This window comes from Solirubrobacter deserti (assembly GCF_027587175.1).
Taxonomy (GTDB): domain Bacteria; phylum Actinomycetota; class Thermoleophilia; order Solirubrobacterales; family Solirubrobacteraceae; genus Solirubrobacter; species Solirubrobacter deserti.
Map to the genome: position 1 here is coordinate 1 of NZ_JAPCID010000062.1, position 20,465 is coordinate 20,465.

A 20,465-nucleotide genomic window follows, 5' to 3' on the forward strand; every position below is an offset into this window, starting at 1 on the left:
GGCACGGCGAGGGCGGCGCGGCGACAAACGGCGGCGCGGCGACAAACGGCGGCGCGGCGACCAGCGGCGGCGGGGCGGCGGCACGGCGGGCGGCCCACCTCGGGCGGTCCCGCTCTCCCCCGCTGCGCGGGCGGTTCTCCGCCCCGCGTCCGGCCACTGGCCGCGACGCCTTCTCGCGGCGGCTCCCATGGCCGCGCGGCCCCGCCGCTGGGACCGTGGAGGCATGCTCACGAACCTCGCACGCGCCGCGTTCGGCGTCATCGCGTTGCGCGTCCTGGATGACACCGTCCTGCAGCCACCGGCCGGCGTGCCGGTCACGGAGCGCCCGCTCGCCGCGCTCGTTCCCCTCGCCCTGCTCGCGCTCGCGGCCTACGCCTATCCGCGCCTGCCGAACGCCGCCCGGGCGGCGCTGGCCGTCACGACCGGCGTCCTCGGCCTCGCGGCCGGGCTCGACGCCGTCTACTACACCCGCGAGGTCGGCCTGTCCGCCGACGACGTGACCGGGTGGCTGGCGCTCCCGGCCGCGCTGGCCCTGATCGGCGTCGGGATCGCCGAATGGTGGCGCAGCCAGCGCCGTCTGGCGACCGCCGCCGTCGGCCTGGTCGCGCTGCTGTTCGGCGTCGTGCCGTTCGCGACCGCGTACGTGAAGGCCCACGTGGCCAGCGCCACGGTGCCGGAGCCGACGTTCGCGCACGAGGACGTCACGTTCCGCTCGAGCGACGGGCTCGCCCTGAAGGGCTGGTACGTCCCCTCGCGCAACGGCAAGGCGGTCATCGTGTTCCCCGGCCGCAAAGGTCCGCAGGCGCACGCGCGCATGCTCGCCCGGCACGGGTACGGGGTGCTGCTGTTCGACCGCCGTGGTGAGGGCGTCAGCGAGGGCCAGCCGAACACGATGGGCTGGGGCGGCGAGGCCGACATCCGCGGCGCGGTGGCGTTCCTGGAAGGCCGCGGGATCACGCGGATCGGCGGGCTCGGCCTGTCGGTGGGCGGCGAGATGATGCTCGAGGCGGCCACGAAGGCCGACGGACTCGACGCCGTGGTCTCCGAAGGCGCCGGGGCGCGCACGATGGCCGAGGCGATCGACCGGCCGGGGATGTCCACGCCCGAGCGGGCGATCGGCGTGATCCAATACGCCGCGCACGACCTGGGCCTGTTCCTGGCCACGGGCGACACGCCCGCGCGCCACCTGGACGGCCTGACGGGGCGCATCGAGCAGCCGACGCTGTTGATCGCCGCTCCGCGCACGCCCAACGGCGAGACGCTCAACCGCGTCTACGCCCAGGGCTCGGACGCCGATCTGTGGGAGATCCCCGAGGCCCGGCACATCAAGGGCATCGAAGCCCGCCCCGCCGAGTACGAGCGCCGCGTCACCCGGTTCTTCGACCAGGCCCTTTAACGACGAACGCCCGCGGCTCTTGCCGCGGGCGCCCGCTCAGAACTGGTGGTTCTGGACTAGATCGCCGTCACGTTGACAGCGTTCGGGCCCTTCGGGCCGTTCTCGGCCTCGAAGGAGACCTTCGCGCCCTCGGCGAGGGTGCGGAAGCCGTTGCTGTTGATGCCGGTGTGGTGGACGAACAGGTCCTTGCCACCGTCATCGGGCGTGATGAAGCCGAAGCCCTTTTCGTCGCTGAACCACTTCACGGTTCCAGTTGCCATTGGGATGCCTCCACGAGGATTGTGTGCTGCGAACGCGGAGGAGCCTTGGAGCAACTTGCGGGCGCTGCGCACTGCTGTTGGCCGTTGTCGGCCCTTACACCAGACATTCTAGACAGATCCTGCGCCCTCATGCGTCCCCCACGACATAGGATCTTCACAAGGCACCACGACGAGGGAGAGACGGGTGGGCGAGAAGGAACTGGAATTCGCCGAGCGCTGGCGCGATAACGCGTACGGTTGCTTCTCCTCCGGGCACAAATTCTGCCGTGAGGTTTGCCCCGTGATGCAGGTCACGCGGAACGAGAACCACACGCCCACGGCCTTCCACGCGAGCATCGTCGCGATGGAGAAAGGGCTGGTCGAGGTGGAGGACGTCGCCGACGACTTCGTGCACTGCACGCAGTGCGGCGCGTGCGAGCTCAGATGCCCGAACACGCTGTTCACCGGCGACTTCTACCGCCATCGCACGAGAACCGTCGACGTCGTGAAGGCGATGCGCGCCCTGATGGTCGAGACGGGCAACGAGCGCGAGGGCTGGAAGCTGTGGAACGAGCGGCTGGCGCTCGACCACAACGAGCCCGTGCTCGGCGACGTCCGCGTGTCCCAGGAGCACGTCGCGGACTGGGCGGACGGCCTGGACATCCCGGTCGGCGGCGAGACGATCCTGTTCGTCGACTGCGAGGCGGCCTTCTACCGAACGTCATATACACGCGCGTTCGCGCAGTTGCTCCAGCGAGCGGGCGTCGAGTTCGGCCTCATGCGCGAGCAGTGGTGCTGCGGCGGCCCGGCCGCGGAGATGGGCTACCAGGACCTCGCGCTCAAGCACGCCACCCACAACGTGCAGGACTGGCGCGCGGTCGGCGCCAAGCGCATCATCGCGCCCGACCCGCACGACTTCATCGCGTTCACCGAGGACTACCCCAAGTACTTCCCGGACGACTACGAGTTCGAGATCGTGCTCGGCGTCGAGCTCATCCACGACCTCGTCCAAGCCGGCAAGATCGAGCTGACCAACCCCGTCGAGCGCACGGTCACCTACCACGACCCGTGCCGCCTGAACAAGCGCAAGGGCGTCCACAAGGCGCCGCGCGAGCTGATCCGGGCCATCCCGGGCATCACCTTCCACGACGTCGACCGCGTCACGCAGTGGTCTTACTGCTCGGGCGGCGGCGGAGGCCTGCCGATCGAGAAGCCCGAGATCACGGCGGAGATCTCGAGACGGCGGGTCGCCAGGGCGGCCGAGCTCGAGGTCGACACGCTGATCAGCGCCTGCCCGTGGTCCGAGCGCCCGCTCTCCAACGCCGGCCACGAGGCGAACATCGGCGTCATGGACCTGTTCGAGCTGCTCGCGATCAGCGCGGGGATCGAGCCGTGAGCCGGACCGCGTTCAAGGCCGCGATCGACGACCACGTCCTGGCGGAGCTGCGCGCGATCATCGGCGACGACGCGCGCGTCCGCCCCGACCGGAGCTCACGCGCGTTCCGCTCCCGCGTTCCCGCGCCGTTCCCGGTGCACCGCTGGGCCGAGCACTTCCCGGACGTCGTGATCCTCCCGCGCACGGCCGTCGAGGTCTCCGAGGTCGTCAAGCTCGCCAATCGCCACGGGATCCCGATCGTCCCCCGCGCCGGCGGCACCGGCCTCAGCGACGGCGCCGTCCCGCTGCGCGGCGGGATCATGATCGACTGCAAGCTCATGAACCAGATCCACGAGATCGACCTCGTGGACCGCACGGTGACCGTCGGGCCGGGCATCAACATGCTCAAGCTCAACGAGGAGCTGAAGAAGTACGGCGTGATCTATCCCGACGATCCCGCCTCCTACCCGTGCAGCCTGGTCGGCGGGCGGATCGGCACGGGCGGCTGGTCGCTCCTGGGCGCCCGCTTCGGCCACACGCGTGACCTCGTGATCTCGATGGAGGTCGTGCTTCCCACGGGCGAGATCGTCGAGATCGCCGAGGGCGGCGGCCGCAAGCTGCGCAAGTCCTCCACCGGCCTCACGCTCAAGCAGCTGTTCACCGGCCACCAGGGCACGCTCGGGATCACCACCCAGGCGACGCTCGAGCTCGTTCCCCGCCCGGAGACCGAGTTCGCCGCGTTCTTCGCCTTCGACGACTACATGAAGGCCTACGCCACCACCGGCATCCTGACCAAGTCAGGCCTGGCCACGCTCGCGGGCGTCGTGCTCTTCGACGAGAAGAAGATCGAGTACCTGCGCCGCGACGACGAGGCCTACATCCCGCAGCCGGAGTCCGTGAGGGCCGTCGTGGCGGTCGCGATGTACGGCCGCCGGTGCGAGGTCGAGCCGGCGTCCAAGGAGATCATGCGGCTCGGCCGCTCCAACGACGGCAAGTACCTCGGCGACGAGATCTCCGCGGGAGACTGGGCGTCAAGACACGACCGCTACGCCACCCCGCTGCACGGCCGTGACCTCGACGGCCAGGCCGTGCTGATGAGCTGGCACTGCGAGGACGCCGCGCTCAACTACTCCGTGCTGCCGCAGGTGCGCGAGGAGTGGCACGCGATCGTCGCCCGCTACCGCGAGCGGTACGGCATCTTCGACGACTGGGGCATGTTCGCCTACACCAGCGGTTCCCACAAGCCGTGGGCCGACTACTTGGTGGAGATCGACGTGGGCATCTGGGAGCAGAAGCTCAACGACGAGAACTGGGCCGCCTGGGTGAGCTGCAAGCGCGAGATCGCTCAGGTCAGCCTCAAGTACGGCGGGTCGATCACGGCGTGCCACGGGGCGACCCGCGAAGGCGACGCCGAGCTCGTCCCCGAGGAGATGGGCAGCGCGTGGCCGGTCGTGAAGGCCATCAAGCGCGCGCTGGACCCGAACAACATCATGAACCCCGGCAAGCAGTCGCTCGACGAGGCCTACGAATGAGCATCTTCCGCCTGGGCGACCAGACGCCGCCGGAGCCGCGCCGCATCACCGACACCGTCATCGAACGGTTGGAGCACCAGTTCGAGGTCGACCCCGACCTCATGCAGATCACCCCCCAGCAGGACATGCCGGTCTGGGATTCCCGCCGCATCTTCAACGCCCGATGGGATCACCTGGACTGGATGCACGCCCACTTCGCCGACGAGGTGCTGCTCGCCGGCGAGCTGTCCGAGACGATGCCGGAGGATCACTCATGAGGTTCAGCTACTGCATGCTGCCCGACTACTCGTTCGACGAGATGATCGACATGATCAAGACCGCGGACGAGCTCGGCTTCCATGCGTGCTACTCGGTCGACGAGACCTGGCACAAGGACCTCTGGGTGCTGTTCTCCGCCGCCGCGCGCGAGACCAAGAACATCCGCTTCGGCCCGAACGTCACCCACGTGTTCCTGCGCGAGCCGACGTTGATCTGCCAGCAGATGGCGTCCCTGGACGAGCTCACCGGCGGCCGCACGGAGATCGTCGTCTCCACCGGCAACTTCGGCCTGCTCTCGCAGTACAACATCGACTGGGAGGGCCAGAAGCCGCTCAGCCGCCTGAAGGAGGCCATCCACGTGATGCGCACCTTCCTCGCCGACGGCGCGATCACCTTCGAGGGCGACTTCTTCAAGTACTCCGGCCTGTACACGTTCGCCCGCCCCGTCCAGGAGGGCGGGATCCCGATCAAGATGGGGGCGATGAAGGGCCCGCGCTCGTTCCGCACCGCGGGGGAGATCGCCGACGGCATGCACCAGGCGCTCGCGTACTCGCGCGAGGCCTACGACTACTCGAGCGGCCTGCTCAAAGAGGGCGCCGAGAAGGCGGGGCGCGACTACGCGAGCCTGGACAACGGCGCCTGGGTCGTGACGGTCGTGAGCGAGGACAGCGCGGCCGCCAAGCAGGCCGCGCGCATCCTGGTCGCGTTCTACATCTCCTCGATGCCCGCCGAGCAACTCGCGCGCCACGGGATCGACGCGTCCGAGCTGGCGCCGGTCGTCGAGGCGCTCGGCGCGGGCGACGTCAAGAAGGCCGTGAGCCTGTTCGAGCCGCACTACGCCGAGAAGCTCAGCCTTGCGGGCACGCCCGAGGAGGTGGTCGAGAAGATCAAGACCGACCTCGAGCCGGCGGGCGTGAACCACATGATCCTCGCGCTCTCCGATCCCGCGCTGGTCAAGCTCTTCAGCGGCGAGGACGTGCCCAACGTGCCCAACATCCAGGGCCAGCTCCAGCTTGTGCACGACCGCGTGATGCCGGCGTTCGGGTAGCCGCACCGCGACACTCGCGCCTCCCGGTCTGCGGGAGGGAGCCGGGCCTAAGAAGATCGCTCTCAATGGCTTCCCTGACTTCCTCCCGCTCCGATTCCGTCGGCTACGGCGTCACGCTCACCTTCGAGACGCTCGGCGCCGAAGCCCCGCTGCGCGTCCGTCCCTGGGACGACACCCTGCTGCGCGTGATCGACGGCGTCATCGCGCTCCGCTTCGACGGCGAGGAGCACCTCCTCTCCCCGGGCGGCGAGGCGATCGTCCCCGCCGGCTTCCACCACACGATGTGCGCGGTCACGGGCGAGGCCCGGATCGTGATGGGCTACCGCCGCGCCTTCAAGGGCGCCGCGTAAGCGCGTCCACCAGCTGGTCCCACCCGCGGACCAGCTGGTCGAGCGAGTAGCCGAGCCCGTGGCGCATCCGCAGATGCTGCTTGGGGTCGAGCATCGCCAGCAGTGACTCCGCCGTGTAGCGCGCGTCCAGGTGCGGCGCCGCCTCCGCGAGCAGGATCCGCAGGTGTGTCGCGTACAGCGCGAGCACGCCCGAGGACTCTTTGACCGTCGGCGCCGCGGCGACCATCAGCTCCGCGTGGGTCTCGATCAGATCGAGGAAGCCCGCGCCGAACGCGTGCAGCCGCTCGGCGGCCGGCACGCCCGGCCCGAGCGGCGGCGGGCCGGAGATCAGCGCGTTCTGGAAGTCCTTGGTCTGGTCGTCGAGCAGCGCGTAGGCGAGCCCGGCACGGTCGCCGAAGCGGCGGTAGAGCGTGCCCGTCCCGACGCAGGCCGCCTTCGCGACGTCCTCCATCGAGACGGCGTCGATCCCGCTCTCGGCGACGAGGCTGCCCGCAGCCGTCAGGATGCGCTCACGGTTGCGGGCCGCGTCCGCCCGCTCGCGCGGTTGTTCCTGGAACTGCGGGAGCTCGAACATCAGGCGGCTTCGACCGGGGCCGTGACCTCCCGCACCAGATCGGCGAGGAGATCCTTGAAGCGTTCCGTGAGCTCGGGGTCGTTGAGCGTGCCGTCCTCCGCGAACGCGTAGTCGGCGAGCCCGACGGGGAGCTCGCTCTCGATCGGGTGCGCGCCGGACGCCTTGAGCGCCTTGCGCACCTCGGCCTGCGCCCAGACGGCGCCGAACAGGCCGGTACTCGCGCCCACGACCGCGGCCGGCTTGTCGCGCAGCACGTTCTCCGGGAACGGCCGCGAGGCCCAGTCGAGCGCGTTCTTGAGCGCGCCCGGAAGCGACGCGTTGTACTCGGGCGTGGCGATCAGGATGCCGTCAGCTTCCTCGATCGCGGCGAAGAACTCCAGCACGGACTCCGGCGGCGTCGCCTCGAGGTCCTCGTCGAAGGCGGGAAGGCCCGCGAGGTTGTCCCACTCCACCAGCTCGACCCCGGGCGGGAGCAGCGTGCTCGCCGCCCGGAGCAGCCGGCGGTTGTGGGATCCTCGGCGCAGGCTGCCGGAGATGCCGAGGATCCGCATGGCGCTTAGGCCTGGACGAGCGCGAGCTCGATCGTGAGGGTGACGTCGTTGGCGAGCGCCTTGCCGCCGGACGGCAGCGGGGCGTTCCAGTTCATCTGCCACTGCGTGCGGTCGATGACGGCCTCGACGTTCAGGTGCGCGCGGGTGCTGCCGAAGGCGTCGGCGGCCGGGGCGATCCACGTGCCCTTGGCGGTGACCGGGTTGGTGATGCCCTTGATCGTCAGCTCGCCCTTGATCTCGACGGTGTTGTCGTCGGCGACGGCGACGTCGGACGAGACGAACGTGATCTCGGGGTGGTTGGCGGCGTCGAAGAACTCCTCGCTCAGGACGTGCGCGCGGAACTGCTCGGGCGTGCGGATCGAGATCGACTCGACCTTGGCGGCGCCCTCGAGCTTGCCGTCCACGAGCGTCGCGGTGACCTCGTCGAGCGTGCCCTTGAAGAGCGAGACGCCCTGATAACGGACGGCGAAGCCGAAGTTGGAGTGGACCGGATCGGCGTTGAACGTGCCGGCCAGCGCGGTGGTGGTGCTCATTGGGGCGTCCTCCGTAGAATCTTCGTGACCTAAGCGGAACCGATTCCGCTTACGGAGGACACTGTAGCGAATCCGATTTCAGATGCAACTAGTCCGAAACCTGATCGGTTTTCGTGCAGACCTCTCCGCCCGGTCCGGTGGCCCGGACGGTCACGCGATCCGGGCCGCTGTAGTCCTTCATGCGGTGCGTGTAGGTGAACGGCCCGTGGGCCGTTCCGCGCCAGGCGACGTGCCCCTCGTGGACGATCACCACGCGCCAGTCCTCGCGCCCACCGACGCGCACGGTGGCCGCGAGGCGCTTCCCCTCGGGCCGGACGTCGAGCGTCAGGCAGTCAGCGGCCGCGCGCACGCTCCCGCAGCCGGCCGCGAGCAGCAGGAGCAACGGCAGCAGGCGGCGGCGCAACATCTACGCCGGGACGGTGCCAACGCCCCGGTCGGGGACTCAATGGGACTTTCGGCCGACTCCGTGGCGCTCCGCCCACAGGGCGGCCTGCGTGCGGTCGGTCACGTCGAGCACGCGGAAGATCCGGGTCAGGTGCGACTTGACGGTCTTCTCGGAGATCTCCAGCCGGCGCGCGATCAGCTTGTTCGGGAGCCCTTCGACGAGCGCGTCGAGCACCTCGCGCTCCCGCTGGGAGAGGCCGCTGAGCGGGTCGGGCTCGCTGCGCGCGGACAGCACGGTGCGGGCGGCACGTGGGTCGAGCGGGGACTCGCCGCGCGCGGCGGCCCGGATGCCCTCCGCGACGTCCTCGGACGCGGCGTCCTTGAGCAGGTAGCCGCAGGCACCCGCCTCGAGCGCGCCGAGGATGCGGGTGCGGTCGGAGAACGCCGTGAGCACGAGCACGTTCGTCTGCTGGCGGGCGAGGATGCGGCGGGTGGCCTCGATCCCGTCCACGCGCGGCATGTCGAGGTCCATCAGCACGACGTCAGGCTCCAGCTGAGCCGCCTTCTCGATCGCCTCGGCGCCGTCGGCCGCCGTACCGACGAGCTCGACGTCCTCCAGGCCGCCGATCAGCCGGCCGAGACCGTCGCGGATCACACCGTGGTCGTCGGCGAGCAGGACGCGGATCATCGCGGCATCTCCAGCGTTACGGTCGTGCCCTTGCCGGGGTTCGATCGCACGGTCAACGTGCCGCCCGCCTGCGCGACCAGATCGTCGAGCAGCGAGAGCCCGACGTGGCCCTGCTCGGCGCGCCCGGCGCGCTCGGAAGCGTCGAAACCGCGGCCGTCGTCGGTGACCGTGAGCCGCGTGGGCGTGACGGCGACCGTGACCGTGCTCGCCTGCGCGTGCTCGCTGACGTTGCGCAGCGCCTCACGGGCGACCCGGTAGACGAGCGCCTCGTCGCGGACGGGCTCCTCGACGCTGAGGTGCGTGACGACGCCCTGCGCGCGCAGCGGGCTCAGCAGGTCGTCGAGCACCGGCTCCAGGCCCGCGGACTCCAGCCGGGGCGGGTGGATCTCCACCAGCAACGTGCGCATGTCCCGCACCCCTTGGCGCAGGGTGTCGACGGCATCGTCGACCACGCGCGCCTCCTCGTCGTTGCCACGCCGGCGCGCGTCGGCGGCCAGCGGGGCGAGGCCGAACGCGACGCCGGCCAGGTCCTGCACAACGCCGTCGTGCAGGTCGGCCGCGATCCGCCGCCGCTCGCGGTCCTGCGCCTCGATGGCGCCCGCCAGCAGCCGCTCGCGCTCGGCGTGGCCGCGCTGCAGGCGGCGCGCGAGCGACCACGCCAGCGGCGCCTGGAACAGCAGCAGCACGAGCAGGCCGGCGACCATCGGCGGAATCAGCGTGGACAGGATGCGGCTGGCGCTGGCGTTGATCGAGCTGAAGCGCTGGTAGATCTCGAACAGCACCTGGGTCCCGCTCTCGGGCGTGCGGATCGGCGCGTGCGCCTCCAGCAGCTTGCCCTCCTGGCGCTCATAGCGGTTCTCGGGTTCGGAGAGGTCGGAAAGCTCGGCGTCCGAGCCGCCGGTCTCGAACAGCTCCGCCTCCTCCTCCCCGAGCGTGAAGCGCTCGCCGATCAGGCGCGGCTCGTCGGAGTACAGGATCGTGCCGTCGGCCGCCCACAGCTTCACGCGCACCACCGACGCGCCGAGGATCTGACCCTGCACGATCTCGTCGACCTTGCGCAGCGCCTCGGGCTCGCGTTCGAGGACGCCCTCGGTGAGCGCCGTCTGCACCAGTTGGCCCTCGATCACCACCCGCTCGCGCGTGTCGCGCTCGGCCTCCTCGGTGGCGACGTCGCGCAGCGCGAAGAAGCCGCCGATCAGGATCACCGCGATCGCGGCGAGGCTGCCGAGCAGGAACCGGGTGACGGCGGACGCGCTGCTCACCCGGTGAAGTATTAGTGCGCGAGCAGTTCCCCGAGGCCGGTGATCTCGACGGCTTGGCGCACCGGCCCGTCACCGGCGACGATCTCGAGCGTGACGTTGCGCGATCTGAGCGTGCTGCGGAGCTCGAGCAGGCCGCCGAGCCCGGTGCTGTCGATGAACTCGATCTCGGACAGGTCCAGCCGCAAACGATCGCAGTCCTCGCACGCCGAGGTCACGGCGTCGCGCAGGTCGCCGACGTTCGAGAGGTCGATCTCGCCTTTCGCGGCAACGGTGACGGTGGTGTCGTCGCGTGATTCGGTGATGGTGAGGTCGTCGTCCATGCGTGCGGCGGTGAATACCCCCTCGATGGCTTCCGCCAACGCGGAGGCTTATCGTTTGACGGGCGGATGACACACAGCGACCTTTCTGACGTGCAGGTCCGGGTTCGGGCGCTCGAGAGCGCCCTGGTCGCGGGCGGCCATGTGGACCCGGCGGCGCTCGACGCGCTCGTCGAGACCTACGAGACCCAGGTGGGCCCGCATCTCGGCGCGCGGGTCGTAGCCCGGGCATGGCTGGACGAGGCCTACCGGGAGCGACTGCTGGGCGGCGCCACGGCGGCGATCGCCGAGCTCGGCATCCGCGGGCGCCAGGGCGAGCACATGGTTGCGCTGGAGAACACGCCGACCGTGCACAACCTGGTCGTGTGCACGCTCTGCTCGTGCTACCCGTGGAGCGTGCTCGGGCTGCCGCCGGTCTGGTACAAGAGCGCGCCGTATCGCTCCCGGGCGGTGTCGGACCCGCGCGGGGTGCTCGCCGACTTCGGGGTGACGCTGGGCTCCGAGGTCTCCGTGCGCGTGTGGGACTCGACCGCCGAGGTCCGGTATCTGGTCGTGCCGATGCGGCCGGCCGGAACGGACGGCTGGGACGAGGCGCGGCTGGCTTCGCTCGTCACGCGCGACGCGATGATCGGCGTGGGGGTGCCGTCAGGGGCTCAGACTCCGTCTCGTCCCGGGAGCCGGTTGTGAACGGCGCGCACGACATGGGCGGCGTGCACGGCTTCGGGCCGGTCGTGCCGGAGGTGGACGAGCCGATCTTCCACGGCGAGTGGGAGATGCGCGTGCTGGCGATGGTGCTGGCGTGCGGCGCGGGCGGGCGCTGGAACATCGACATGTCGCGGTTCGCGCGCGAGAACCGGCCGCCCGCCGAGTATCTGTCGCTGAGCTACTACGAGGTCTGGCTGGCGGGGCTCGAGCGGCTGATCGCCGAGCGCGGGAAGCCCGACCGTGTCCTGCGCGCCGAGGAGGTCCCGGCCGTGCTCGCCCGCGGCGGGCCGGCCGACCGCGAGCCGATCCGCGAGGCCGCGTTCGCGGTCGGCGATCGCGTGGTCACGAAGAACATCAACCCGGTCGGTCACACGCGGCTGCCCCGCTACGCGCGGGGGAAGGTCGGCGTGATCGAGCGCGTGCACGGCTTTCACGTGTTCCCGGACGTCAACGCGACCGGCGCGGGTGAGGATCCGCAGTGGCTGTACGCGGTGGCCTTCACCGGGGAGGAGCTGTGGGGTCCGGACGGCGACCCGCGCTCGACCGTCTGCATCGACGCCTTCGAGCCGTACCTCGATGCCGTTCGATGAGCCCTGGCAGGCCGAGGTCCAAGCCCTGGCCGTGCTCCTGCTCGACTGGCCGGACGTGTCGGGCAAGACCGACTACCTGGAGCTGCTCGACGCGCTCGAGCGCGCCGTCGTCGAGCGCGGCCTGACGTCGGCCGACGAGCTGACCGGGCTGCGCGCCGCGTGGGACCGCGCGGCGCACCGCACGCCGCACGGCGAGCCGATCGAGCTCACCGACGCGGACTTCGCCTAGTCCGTCCGTTCGCTGTAGTCCGCCACCCAGTCCAGGTACCACGGGCTCAGCCGCTGGTCGTCGAGCGTCCGCAGCAGCTGGGCGAGGACCGCGTCCACGACCTCCTCGACCACCGCGTCCGGTGCCGGGAACGACCGGGCCAGGACCGGGTCGCGGACCTCCTCGATCAACGCGCGGCCGAACTCCTCGGCGTCGACCTCGACCCGGCGCGGCCCGGCGATCTGCCCGCGCAACCAGCGGACGCGCTCCTGCGCCTTCTCGAACACGTCGACGGTCAGCGCCATCGCGTCCGTGCGCTTGCGCACGTCCAGCGCCTGCTTCCAGAACGTCTCGCGACCGTCGACCTCGTCGACCGCCACGATCTCCAGCTTGCCGGTGAAGCGCTTGACCGAGTAGCGGATCTCGCCGATCTCGGCGTACGGGAACGTCGTCGCCGTCTTCTTGACGATCACGAGCCGGTCCTCGAACGCGACCAGCGCCCCGTAGATGCCCTCGGCGATCACGAACCGCGGCTGCTCACCCGCCCGGCAGAGGTCCGGGATGGCCTTGAGCTGGCGCTTGCCGACCTTGCCGACGATCGGGTACGGCTGCTGAGCCTGGAGACGGCGCCGGCGCATCAGCCCTGATCGCGCCAGCCGCGGAGGATCTCGGTGAGCGCACGCGTGTAGACGGCGAGCTGCTCGAGGTCGACCCACTCGACGTCCGTGTGCAGGCCACCGCCGGCCGGGCCGCAGACGACCGTCGGGACGCCCGCAGCCTCCCACAGCGCGGATTCCATCCAGTAGGGCGCGTCGAAGCGGGCCGGATGGTCGAGCGCGCGGTCGAAGAGGTCGACGAGCGGGCCGTCGGCGAGCTGCCAGGCCTCGCGGGCGATCAGCTCGGTGGCGGTGGCGTCGAGGTCCAGCCGGTCGATCAGCGCGCGAACCGCGTCGAGGCCCGCGTGGAGCGGCTCGCCCGGCTGGGTGCGGTGCTCGACGGTCGCGACGGCGCGGTCGGGGATCAGGAACGGCGCGGTGCCGCCGTGGACGACCGTCGCCATCAGCGGCGGCTCGAGCGCGTGCAGGAGGCGGCCGAGGTGCTCGACGGCATTGACGCCGTCGTCCGGGCGCGAGGAGTGCGCGGCGCGGCCGCGGATCTCGACCTCCACGACGCTGAAGCCGCGGTGCGTGGCGGCGAGCTCCAGCCACGTCGGCTCGGCGACGATGCAGGCGCCGGGCAGGTCGGCGCCGAGGTGCTCGAGGACGGCGAGCGTGCCGAGGCTGTCGTTTTCCTCGTCGGCCACGAGCGCGAGCAGGACGTTCGCGGCCGGGACGGCCTCGGCTGCGACCACGCAGGCCGCGACGCCCGCCTTCATGTCGCACGTGCCACGGCCGTAGAGCCTCCCGTCCTCGATCCGCGGCGTGAACGGGTCCTGCATCCCGCCCGCGCCGACCGTGTCGAGGTGGCCGTTGAGCGCGAGCAGCGGGCCGTCGCCCACTCGGCGCGTCGCGACGAGGCTCGGACGGTCCTCCGGCCCCACGATCTCGATCGCGAAGTGCTGCGGCTCCAGCCGCGCGGCAAGCAGCTCGACCGCGGCCCGCTCGCCCGGCGCGCCCGGGACGAGCCCCGGGTTCACCGTGTTCAGCGCGACGAGCTCACGCGTGAGCTCGAGCTCAGGCGACGCTGAAGCCACCGTCGACGTCCTGGATCGTGCCCGTGACCCAGCCCGCGCGGGGCGAGGCGAGCCACGCGATCGCGGCCGCCAGGTCCTCGCTCTCCCCCAGCCGCCTGAGCGGGTAGGCGGCGGCCATCGCGTCGGCGCGCGCTTCGAAGTCCGGGCGGTCGGTGTAGGCGAGGTCCGTCTTGACCACGGCGGGCATGACGGCGTTGGCGCGGATGCCGTCGGGGCCGTACTCGACCGCGAGCGCCTTGGTCAGTGAGACGATGCCGCCCTTGGCCGCCGCGTAGGCGCCGATGCCGGGCACGAGCTTGTGGGCGAGCGTGGAACCGACATTGACGATCGAGCGGTCGCCGTCGGCTTCGAGTAGCACCGGCAGCGCGGCGTGCAGCACGCGGAAGTGGCCGGTGAGGTTGACCGCGATCTGCTCGTCCCACGTCTCGTGTGAGAGCTCGTGCAGGCGCACGTTGCGCCGGATCGTGCCCGCATTGTTGACGACCACGTGCAGACCGCCGAGCGCCTGGACGGCCTCTTCGACGATCCGCGCGGCGTCGGTGACGATGTCCCCCACGACGACGGCCGCGCCCGTCTCTTCCGCCACCGCCTCCAGCGGCTCGCGCCGCCGGCCGGTGATGGCGACCCGCACACCTTCGGCGGCGAGGGCGCGCGCGGCGGCGGCACCGATGCCCGTGCCTCCGCCGGTGATCAATGCCATACGCATGGCGCGTGACCTTAGACCTTCGAATAGTTGCTTAACCCGGCGAAACCAGCTCAGGCTGGACCTACGGTCCACCGTCCGTCCACTCCGCCAGGCCGTCTTGACTTTTGTCAGACAGTCCTACAGGATGCTCCGACGCCTGGCTGAATAGTTGTTCGGCAGGCCGAACGACAGGAGGAGAGGATATGGGTCTACCGAGGCCGATCGCCGCCGCGATCGCCGTGATTGCGCTGTCCCTGTGCTGGACAGGCGCCGCCCGGGCACAGGTGCCCGCGGCCGGCGACTTCCAGAAGGTGACGCTCGACGACAACACGTCCAACCCGATGGAGCTGGACGTCGCCCCGGACGGGCGCGTCTTCTACATCGAGCGCGACGGACGACTGATGATCTGGAAGCCGAACACGCGCCAGACGGTCACGGCGGGCACGGTTCCCGTCACCACCAGCCAGGAGAACGGGCTGCTCGGCCTCCAGCTGGCGCCTGACTTCGCCACCAGCAACTGGGTCTACCTGTTCTACTCCCAGCTGCCCGACAGCTCGAACACGCAGGTGGTGTCGCGCTTGAAGGTCAACGGCGACTCACTCGACCTCGGCTCTGAGCAGCGCATCCTGACCTTCACGCACCAGCGCGGCCAGTGCTGCCACTCCTCCGGCTCGCTCTACTTCGGCCCCGACGGCAGCCTGTACATCTCGACGGGCGACAACACCAACCCGTTCGACTCCAACGGCTACAACCCGATCGACGAGCGCACGGGTCGCTCCGCCTGGGACGCTCAGCGCACCTCGGCCAACACCAACGACCTCAACGGCAAGATCCTGCGCATCAAGCCGGTCGACAACCCGACGGGCACGCCCGGGCTGGGCAACACCTACACGGTCCCGCCCGGCAACATGTTCCCGGCGAGCGACAAGACGCGGCCCGAAATCTTCGCCATGGGCTTCCGCAACCCGTTCCGCTTCACGGTGGACCCGGAGACCAGCTGGGTGCTCAGCGCCGACTACGGCCCTGACGCCAGCACCGCGAACGCCAACCGCGGCCCCGCCGGCTCGGTCGAGTTCAACGTCGTCGCCAGCCCGGGCAACTATGGCTGGCCGTACTGCATCCGCGACAACACCGCCTACAACGACTACAACTTCGCGACCTCGACGTCCGGACCGCAGTTCGACTGCGCCAACCTCAAGAACGAGTCGCCCAACAACACGGGCCTCACGGACCTGCCGGCCGCCCGCGGCGCCACGGCGTGGCTGTCGTTCAGCCAGACCGACCCGCGCTTCCCGGGCCTCGGCACCGGCGGCGCCCCCATGGGCGGTCCGCGCTACCACTACGACCCGAACCTCGTCTCGGACCGCAAGTTCCCGGCCTACTACGACGACAAGTGGTTCATCGGCGAGTGGAACCAGGGCTGGATCAAGACCGCCGACCTGAACGCCAGCGGCGCGATGACCGGCGTGCAGAACTTCGCGCTCGGCACGGGCTACAAGCGCCCGATGGACCTCGACTTCGGTCCCGACGGCGCGCTCTACGTGATCGAGTGGGGCTCGGGCTTCAACGGCAACAACGCCGACTCGGGCGTCTACCGCGTCGACTACATCGCCGGTGACAAGTCACCGATCGCCAAGGCGTCGGCCTCGGTCACGAGCGGCCTGGCGCCGCTGGCGGTCAACTTCAGCGCCGAGGGCTCGAGCGATCCCGAAGGCGGCCCGCTGACCTACGCCTGGGACTTCACGTCCGACGGCACGACCGACTCCACCGCGATCAGCCCGTCGTTCACCTACGCGAGCAACGGCGCCTATACCGCCAAGCTCACGGTGACCGACCAGACCGGCCTCACCGCGGTCCAGAACATCCAGATCTCGGTCGGCAACCGCGCCCCGACGGTCACGATCGAGACGCCGCTGGACGGCCAGGTCGCGTCCTTCACGGACAAGATCCCGTACAAGATCTCGATCACCGACCCCGAGGACGGCAGCACCGGCTCGGGCATCAACTGCAACGACATCACGGTCAAGCTCGCGCTCGGCCACGACGAGCACTCGCACGACCTGACGAGCGCCACGGGCTGTGAGGGCGTGCTCGCCTCCGGCCTCGCCGCGGGCCACGGCCCCGAGGCCAACACGTTCACCGTGCTCACGGTCGCGTACACCGACCGCGGCGGCCCCGGCGGCATCGTCCCGCTGACCGAGCGCGCGCAGGCGATCCTGCAGCCCAAGGAGAAGCAGGCCGAGTTCTTCTCCGCCACGGGCCGCGTCGCGGACGGCACGACGGCGGGCGCCGCCGGCGTCACCACCGAGACGACGACCGACACGGCCGGTGGCGGCCTGAACATCGGGTTCATCGAGGACGGCGACTACGTCTCCTACAAGCCGGTGAACCTCAAGGACGTCACCGCGATGAAGTTCCGCGTGGCCTCCGCGGGCGCGGGCGGGACCATCGAGGTCCGCTCCGGCTCGCCCACGGGCACGCTCATCGGCACGACCGAGACCATCACGCCCACCGGCGGCTGGCAGACGTTCAAGGACGTCAGGCTCAACCTGACCAACCCGCCCGCCACCACGACCGAGCTGTTCCTCGTGTTCCGCAACCGCGGCAACACGCAGAACCTGTTCAACCTCAACTGGATCGAGTTCGTCGGCAAGGGCGGCGCGCAGACGGCGTCGCCGGAGCTCGCGATCACGGCCACGCCGGTGAGCGGCGTCGCGCCGCTGGCCGTCAAGTTCGACGCCACGGCGACCGACGCCGACGGCGGCACGCTCGCCTACGCGTGGGACTTCGGCGTCCCCGGCACGTCGGCGGACACGTCGACCGTCGAGGATCCGACGTACACCTACGCCAACCCGGGCACCTACACGGCCACGCTGACCGTCACCGACGGCCAGAGCGGCACGGTGACCAAGACCCTCACCGTCAACGTGACCGCTCCTTCGGGCTGCTTCCCCGGCTACAAGGACGAGTTCGACGGCGGTGACCTCGGCGCGGGCTGGGAGGTCGTGCGACGCGACCAGACGTTGACCGTCGCCGACGGCAAGCTGACGATCCCGGCCCAGGCCGGCGACGTCTACCAGACGACCAACAACGCCAAGAACCTCGTCCTGCGCCCGGCGCCCGCTGGTGCCTGGACGTTCACGACGAAGGTCAACTTCAAGGGCCTGGTGCAGTACCAGCAGGCCGGCATCCTCGTCTACGGCGACGATGACAACTACACGAAGTTCGACCGCGTCTCGACCAACGCCGCGAGCGCCACGACGCCCGTGGAGAAGTTCGAGTTCATCAACGAGGTCGCGGGCACGCCGCGCAACGCCAGCCAGGACGGCACCGCCAACCTGGCGGCCAACTTCCCGAACGACTTCTTCCTGCGGGTCAAGTCCGATGGCACCAACATCACGGGCGAGTACTCGACCGACGGGACCACGTGGACGGCCGTCGGCCGCAGCGCGGTCCAGCCCGCGAACGCCAAGATCGGCGTCTTCGCGCTGTCCAACGCCGCCACGACGGTGACCAACGCGCAGTTCGACTACGTGACCCTCGAGGGCACGAACGTGCCCGTCCCGCTCGTCCCCGGCGACGAGTTCGACGGCACCAGCCTCAACAAGACCCGCTGGAACGCGATCGTCCGTGAGGACGACACGAAGTACTCCCTCGCCAACGGCGCCCTGACGATCACCACGGTCGAAGGCGACATCAACACCACCAGCAATCCGGCGAACACCCGGAACTTCATCCTGCAGTCCCCCACCAACGCGGGGAGCGACTACGTCCTGGAGACCAAGCTCTCCGGCACGATCACGGGCGGCTTCAGCCAGGGCGGCCTGCTCATCTACACCGACGACGACAACTACGTCAAGCTCGACGCGATCTCCGACCAGAACCAGACGCGGATCAACCGCATCGAGCTGCGTTCCGAGCAGGGCGGGGCGACCCAGAGCCCGCAGCCGCAGGCCACCGGTACGGCGATCCCCACGGGGACGGCGAACTTCTGGCTGCGTCTGACGAAGACCGGAACGACCTACAAGGGCGAGTACTCGCTCGACGGGACCACCTGGGTGTCGTCGTTCGCGACCGTCTCCAACACGCAGACCGCCCCGAGGTTCGGGCTCTTCACGATCAGTGGCCAGGCCGCGGGCGCGAACAAGACCGTGACCTTCGACTACTTCAAGGTCAACGGCTCCACCGGTTGCGGTGGCGGCGGTCCGGTCAACACCGCGCCGGTCATCACCACGGCCACGGCGTCGAACACGGCGGGCATCGCGCCGCTGGCGACGACCTTCAACGCGGCCGCGACCGACGCGGACGGCGACACGCTGTCCTACGCGTGGGACTTCGACAACAACGGCACCAACGACGCGACGGGCGCCTCGGCGTCCACCACGTTCGCCACGGCCGGCACCAAGACCGTGAAGCTGACGGTCAGCGACGGCAAGGGCGGCACCACCACCCGCAACCTGACGGTCACGGTGCTCGCCCCCGACGACGCGACGAAGAAGCTCCGCGCGCTCGTGTTCTCCAAGACCGCGGCGTTCCGCCACGACAACATCGGGGCGGGCATCACCGCGCTGCAGGCTCTGGCGACCTCGAAGAACTGGCAGCTGGACGCCAGCGAGGACGCGTCGCTGTTCACCGCCGACATCCTGTCGCACTACGACGCCGTGATCTTCCTCTCGACGACGGGTGACGTCCTCAACGCCTCTCAGCAGGTCGCGTTCGAGAACTTCATCAAGAGCGGCAAGGGCTACGTGGGCATCCACGCCGCGTCCGACACCGAGTACGACTGGCCGTGGTACGGCCGCTTGGTGGGCGCGTACTTCCGCAACCACCCGGCCGGGACCCCGACGGCGACGGTGATCAAGGAGGACCTCACGGACCCCTCCACGATCGGCCTCGAGGCCCGCTGGACGCGGACGGACGAGTGGTACAACTACAAGGCGCCGAGCAACACGTCCAACGACGACTACTCGCCGCGCGCGACCCCCGGCGTGCACGTCCTGCTCACGATGGACGAGACGACCTACGCCGAGGACGACGGCAACACGACCGACGACGACCATCCGATCTCGTGGTGCCAGCGCTACGACGGCGGCCGCTCGTGGTACACGGGCATGGGCCACACGTCGGCGTCCTTCCAGGAGGCCGGCTTCCTGGCGCACATCGGTGCCGGCATCGAGATCGCGGCGGGCAAACTGGCCTCCGCGGCCTGCGGCGTCGCGCCCGCGAACGCCGACCCGGTGATCGGGACGGCGACCGGGTCGGTGAGCTCGGGCGCGGCTCCGCTCGCGGTGACGTTCGCCGCGACGGCCACGGACGCCGACGGTGACGCGCTCACCTACGCGTGGGACCTCGACGGCAACGGCACGTTCGAGACGAGCGGCCAGAACCCGTCGTTCACCTACACCACGGCGGGCTCGTACACGCCGGTGGTCAAGGTGACGGATGCGCGCGGCGCGTCGGCGACCAAGACGCTCGCGGCGATCACGGTCACCAACCCGACGCAGTCCACCAACGTCCCCGTCGACGTCACGGGCAACGTGCCGACGGTGCTCTCGATCTCGCTCGGGAACGCCATCAGCCTCGGCACGTTCACCCCGGGCGTGGCGCAGGACTACACGACGACGGTGCCCGCCACCGTGACGTCGACGTTGCCCTCGGCGACGTTCTCCGTGCGTGACCCGAGCAGCACCGCGCCGGGCAAGCTGGTCAACGGCACCATGGCGCTGACCCAGCCCGTGCGGTTCAAGGCGGGCGACGGCGCGTTCGGCGCGCTGAGCGCGGACCCGCTGACGTTGGCCGCGTACAGCTCGCCGGTCGCGGCGCGCAGCGTGCCGGTCACCGTCAGCCAGACCATCACCGCCGACGAGGCGCTCTTGCGCGGCAGCTACGGCAAGCAGGTCGTGTTCACGCTGTCGTCCACGACTCCCTAACGGGAGCAACCCAGCTCCGGGAGCCCTGCGCTCCCGGAGCTCTCTCCGGGCATCGGGGGGCGCCGGCGTGCACGAGCCGGCGCCCCCTGGTCGTTGAGGGGGGCCCGGCGGTCGAGTGAAGCGACCGCCCGGTGTAAGGGTGCCGAC

21 protein-coding genes are annotated in these 20,465 nt (G+C 70.3%); 10 read left to right on the forward strand and 11 right to left on the reverse strand.

The window, feature by feature from the left end:
* The first annotated feature begins 223 nt into the window (after window positions 1–223).
* Window positions 224–1,396 (forward strand): alpha/beta hydrolase, encoded by a 1,173-nt coding sequence (locus OJ962_RS29390; protein ID WP_270006792.1) that lies wholly within the window; start codon window positions 224–226, stop codon window positions 1,394–1,396.
* Window positions 1,397–1,452: 56 nt separating this feature from the next.
* Here the strand turns inward: OJ962_RS29390 and OJ962_RS29395 are convergent, their stop codons facing one another.
* Complete coding sequence (locus tag OJ962_RS29395) at window positions 1,453–1,656, reverse strand: cold-shock protein (protein WP_028066915.1); 204 nt, start codon at window positions 1,654–1,656, stop codon at window positions 1,453–1,455.
* A 184-nt stretch (window positions 1,657–1,840) separates the two neighbouring features.
* Between OJ962_RS29395 and OJ962_RS29400 the strand changes: the two genes are divergently transcribed.
* The 5 genes from OJ962_RS29400 to OJ962_RS29420 all read left to right on the forward strand — a co-directional run bounded on the left by OJ962_RS29400 (window position 1,841) and on the right by OJ962_RS29420 (window position 6,198).
* Window positions 1,841–3,031, forward strand: a complete 1,191-nt coding sequence (locus tag OJ962_RS29400; RefSeq protein ID WP_202958595.1) for a (Fe-S)-binding protein — start codon at window positions 1,841–1,843, stop codon at window positions 3,029–3,031.
* Window positions 3,028–4,542, forward strand: a complete 1,515-nt coding sequence (locus OJ962_RS29405) for an FAD-binding oxidoreductase (RefSeq protein WP_202958594.1) — start codon at window positions 3,028–3,030, stop codon at window positions 4,540–4,542. Before OJ962_RS29400 ends, OJ962_RS29405 begins: the two co-directional genes overlap by 4 nt.
* Window positions 4,539–4,799 (forward strand): hypothetical protein, encoded by a 261-nt coding sequence (locus OJ962_RS29410; RefSeq protein WP_202958593.1) that lies wholly within the window; start codon window positions 4,539–4,541, stop codon window positions 4,797–4,799. The genes OJ962_RS29405 and OJ962_RS29410 overlap by 4 nt, the downstream gene beginning before the upstream one ends.
* On the forward strand, window positions 4,796–5,848 hold the full coding sequence (locus OJ962_RS29415) for an LLM class flavin-dependent oxidoreductase (protein ID WP_202958592.1): 1,053 nt from the start codon (window positions 4,796–4,798) through the stop codon (window positions 5,846–5,848). The genes OJ962_RS29410 and OJ962_RS29415 overlap by 4 nt, the downstream gene beginning before the upstream one ends.
* A 65-nt stretch (window positions 5,849–5,913) precedes the next feature.
* Window positions 5,914–6,198, forward strand: a complete 285-nt coding sequence (locus OJ962_RS29420; protein WP_202958591.1) for a hypothetical protein — start codon at window positions 5,914–5,916, stop codon at window positions 6,196–6,198.
* Here the strand turns inward: OJ962_RS29420 and OJ962_RS29425 are convergent.
* The 7 genes from OJ962_RS29425 to OJ962_RS29455 form a co-directional block, all read right to left on the reverse strand.
* Window positions 6,182–6,772, reverse strand: a complete 591-nt coding sequence (locus tag OJ962_RS29425; RefSeq protein ID WP_202958590.1) for a TetR/AcrR family transcriptional regulator — start codon at window positions 6,770–6,772, stop codon at window positions 6,182–6,184. The genes OJ962_RS29420 and OJ962_RS29425 overlap by 17 nt on opposite strands.
* Window positions 6,772–7,323, reverse strand: a complete 552-nt coding sequence (locus OJ962_RS29430; protein ID WP_202958589.1) for an NADPH-dependent FMN reductase — start codon at window positions 7,321–7,323, stop codon at window positions 6,772–6,774. Before OJ962_RS29430 ends, OJ962_RS29425 begins: the two co-directional genes overlap by 1 nt.
* A gap of 5 nt (window positions 7,324–7,328) precedes the next feature.
* Window positions 7,329–7,856 carry a YceI family protein gene (locus OJ962_RS29435; RefSeq protein ID WP_202958588.1) on the reverse strand — a complete coding sequence of 176 codons (528 nt, stop codon included), beginning with the start codon at window positions 7,854–7,856 and terminating at the stop codon, window positions 7,329–7,331.
* An 88-nt stretch (window positions 7,857–7,944) separates the two neighbouring features.
* Window positions 7,945–8,262 (reverse strand): hypothetical protein, encoded by a 318-nt coding sequence (locus OJ962_RS29440; RefSeq protein ID WP_202958587.1) that lies wholly within the window; start codon window positions 8,260–8,262, stop codon window positions 7,945–7,947.
* Between the two features lie 36 nt (window positions 8,263–8,298).
* The gene (locus OJ962_RS29445) at window positions 8,299–8,928 is read right to left on the reverse strand and encodes a response regulator (protein ID WP_202958586.1); all 630 of its coding nucleotides are present in this window, start codon (window positions 8,926–8,928) and stop codon (window positions 8,299–8,301) included.
* The gene (locus tag OJ962_RS29450) at window positions 8,925–10,190 is read right to left on the reverse strand and encodes a sensor histidine kinase (protein WP_202958585.1); all 1,266 of its coding nucleotides are present in this window, start codon (window positions 10,188–10,190) and stop codon (window positions 8,925–8,927) included. The genes OJ962_RS29445 and OJ962_RS29450 overlap by 4 nt, the downstream gene beginning before the upstream one ends.
* 11 nt (window positions 10,191–10,201) lie before the next feature.
* Window positions 10,202–10,510, reverse strand: coding sequence for an STAS domain-containing protein (locus OJ962_RS29455; protein ID WP_202958584.1), 309 nt, complete (start codon window positions 10,508–10,510; stop codon window positions 10,202–10,204).
* Window positions 10,511–10,576: 66 nt separating this feature from the next.
* Here OJ962_RS29455 and nthA point away from each other — a divergent pair, with 66 nt between their 5' ends.
* From nthA to OJ962_RS29470, 3 genes are read left to right on the forward strand one after another with little or no spacing between them, the layout of a single operon-like run.
* Window positions 10,577–11,194, forward strand: coding sequence for a nitrile hydratase subunit alpha (gene nthA / locus OJ962_RS29460; RefSeq protein WP_202958583.1), 618 nt, complete (start codon window positions 10,577–10,579; stop codon window positions 11,192–11,194).
* Window positions 11,191–11,802: a nitrile hydratase subunit beta gene (locus OJ962_RS29465; protein WP_202958582.1), complete on the forward strand. Its 612-nt coding sequence runs from the start codon at window positions 11,191–11,193 to the stop codon at window positions 11,800–11,802. The genes nthA and OJ962_RS29465 overlap by 4 nt, the downstream gene beginning before the upstream one ends.
* Window positions 11,789–12,031, forward strand: coding sequence for a hypothetical protein (locus OJ962_RS29470; protein ID WP_202958581.1), 243 nt, complete (start codon window positions 11,789–11,791; stop codon window positions 12,029–12,031). The genes OJ962_RS29465 and OJ962_RS29470 overlap by 14 nt, the downstream gene beginning before the upstream one ends.
* On the opposite strand, the gene OJ962_RS29475 is transcribed toward OJ962_RS29470, so the two are convergent.
* From OJ962_RS29475 to OJ962_RS29485, 3 genes are read right to left on the reverse strand one after another with little or no spacing between them, the layout of a single operon-like run.
* Window positions 12,028–12,648, reverse strand: coding sequence for a hypothetical protein (locus OJ962_RS29475; RefSeq protein ID WP_202958580.1), 621 nt, complete (start codon window positions 12,646–12,648; stop codon window positions 12,028–12,030). The genes OJ962_RS29470 and OJ962_RS29475 overlap by 4 nt on opposite strands.
* Complete coding sequence (locus OJ962_RS29480; RefSeq protein ID WP_202958579.1) at window positions 12,648–13,703, reverse strand: M20 family metallopeptidase; 1,056 nt, start codon at window positions 13,701–13,703, stop codon at window positions 12,648–12,650. Before OJ962_RS29480 ends, OJ962_RS29475 begins: the two co-directional genes overlap by 1 nt.
* On the reverse strand, window positions 13,684–14,403 hold the full coding sequence (locus OJ962_RS29485; RefSeq protein ID WP_202958578.1) for an SDR family NAD(P)-dependent oxidoreductase: 720 nt from the start codon (window positions 14,401–14,403) through the stop codon (window positions 13,684–13,686). Before OJ962_RS29485 ends, OJ962_RS29480 begins: the two co-directional genes overlap by 20 nt.
* Before the next feature lie 188 nt (window positions 14,404–14,591).
* Here OJ962_RS29485 and OJ962_RS29490 point away from each other — a divergent pair, with 188 nt between their 5' ends.
* Entirely contained in the window at window positions 14,592–20,318 is a 5,727-nt protein-coding gene (locus OJ962_RS29490) for a ThuA domain-containing protein (protein ID WP_202958577.1), read from the forward strand.
* Window positions 20,319–20,465: the final 147 nt, after the last annotated feature.

Coding starts and splice junctions, on each gene's coding strand:
- OJ962_RS29390 (WP_270006792.1), top strand. CDS start 224: ATGCTCACGAACCTCGCACGCGCCGCGTTCGGCGTCATCGCGTTGCGC.
- OJ962_RS29395 (WP_028066915.1), bottom strand. CDS start 1,656: ATGGCAACTGGAACCGTGAAGTGGTTCAGCGACGAAAAGGGCTTCGGC.
- OJ962_RS29410 (WP_202958593.1), top strand. CDS start 4,539: ATGAGCATCTTCCGCCTGGGCGACCAGACGCCGCCGGAGCCGCGCCGC.
- OJ962_RS29415 (WP_202958592.1), top strand. CDS start 4,796: ATGAGGTTCAGCTACTGCATGCTGCCCGACTACTCGTTCGACGAGATG.
- OJ962_RS29420 (WP_202958591.1), top strand. CDS start 5,914: ATGGCTTCCCTGACTTCCTCCCGCTCCGATTCCGTCGGCTACGGCGTC.
- OJ962_RS29425 (WP_202958590.1), bottom strand. CDS start 6,772: ATGTTCGAGCTCCCGCAGTTCCAGGAACAACCGCGCGAGCGGGCGGAC.
- OJ962_RS29430 (WP_202958589.1), bottom strand. CDS start 7,323: ATGCGGATCCTCGGCATCTCCGGCAGCCTGCGCCGAGGATCCCACAAC.
- OJ962_RS29435 (WP_202958588.1), bottom strand. CDS start 7,856: ATGAGCACCACCACCGCGCTGGCCGGCACGTTCAACGCCGATCCGGTC.
- OJ962_RS29440 (WP_202958587.1), bottom strand. CDS start 8,262: ATGTTGCGCCGCCGCCTGCTGCCGTTGCTCCTGCTGCTCGCGGCCGGC.
- OJ962_RS29445 (WP_202958586.1), bottom strand. CDS start 8,928: ATGATCCGCGTCCTGCTCGCCGACGACCACGGTGTGATCCGCGACGGT.
- OJ962_RS29455 (WP_202958584.1), bottom strand. CDS start 10,510: ATGGACGACGACCTCACCATCACCGAATCACGCGACGACACCACCGTC.
- nthA (WP_202958583.1), top strand. CDS start 10,577: ATGACACACAGCGACCTTTCTGACGTGCAGGTCCGGGTTCGGGCGCTC.
- OJ962_RS29470 (WP_202958581.1), top strand. CDS start 11,789: ATGCCGTTCGATGAGCCCTGGCAGGCCGAGGTCCAAGCCCTGGCCGTG.
- OJ962_RS29475 (WP_202958580.1), bottom strand. CDS start 12,648: ATGCGCCGGCGCCGTCTCCAGGCTCAGCAGCCGTACCCGATCGTCGGC.
- OJ962_RS29485 (WP_202958578.1), bottom strand. CDS start 14,403: ATGGCATTGATCACCGGCGGAGGCACGGGCATCGGTGCCGCCGCCGCG.
- OJ962_RS29490 (WP_202958577.1), top strand. CDS start 14,592: ATGGGTCTACCGAGGCCGATCGCCGCCGCGATCGCCGTGATTGCGCTG.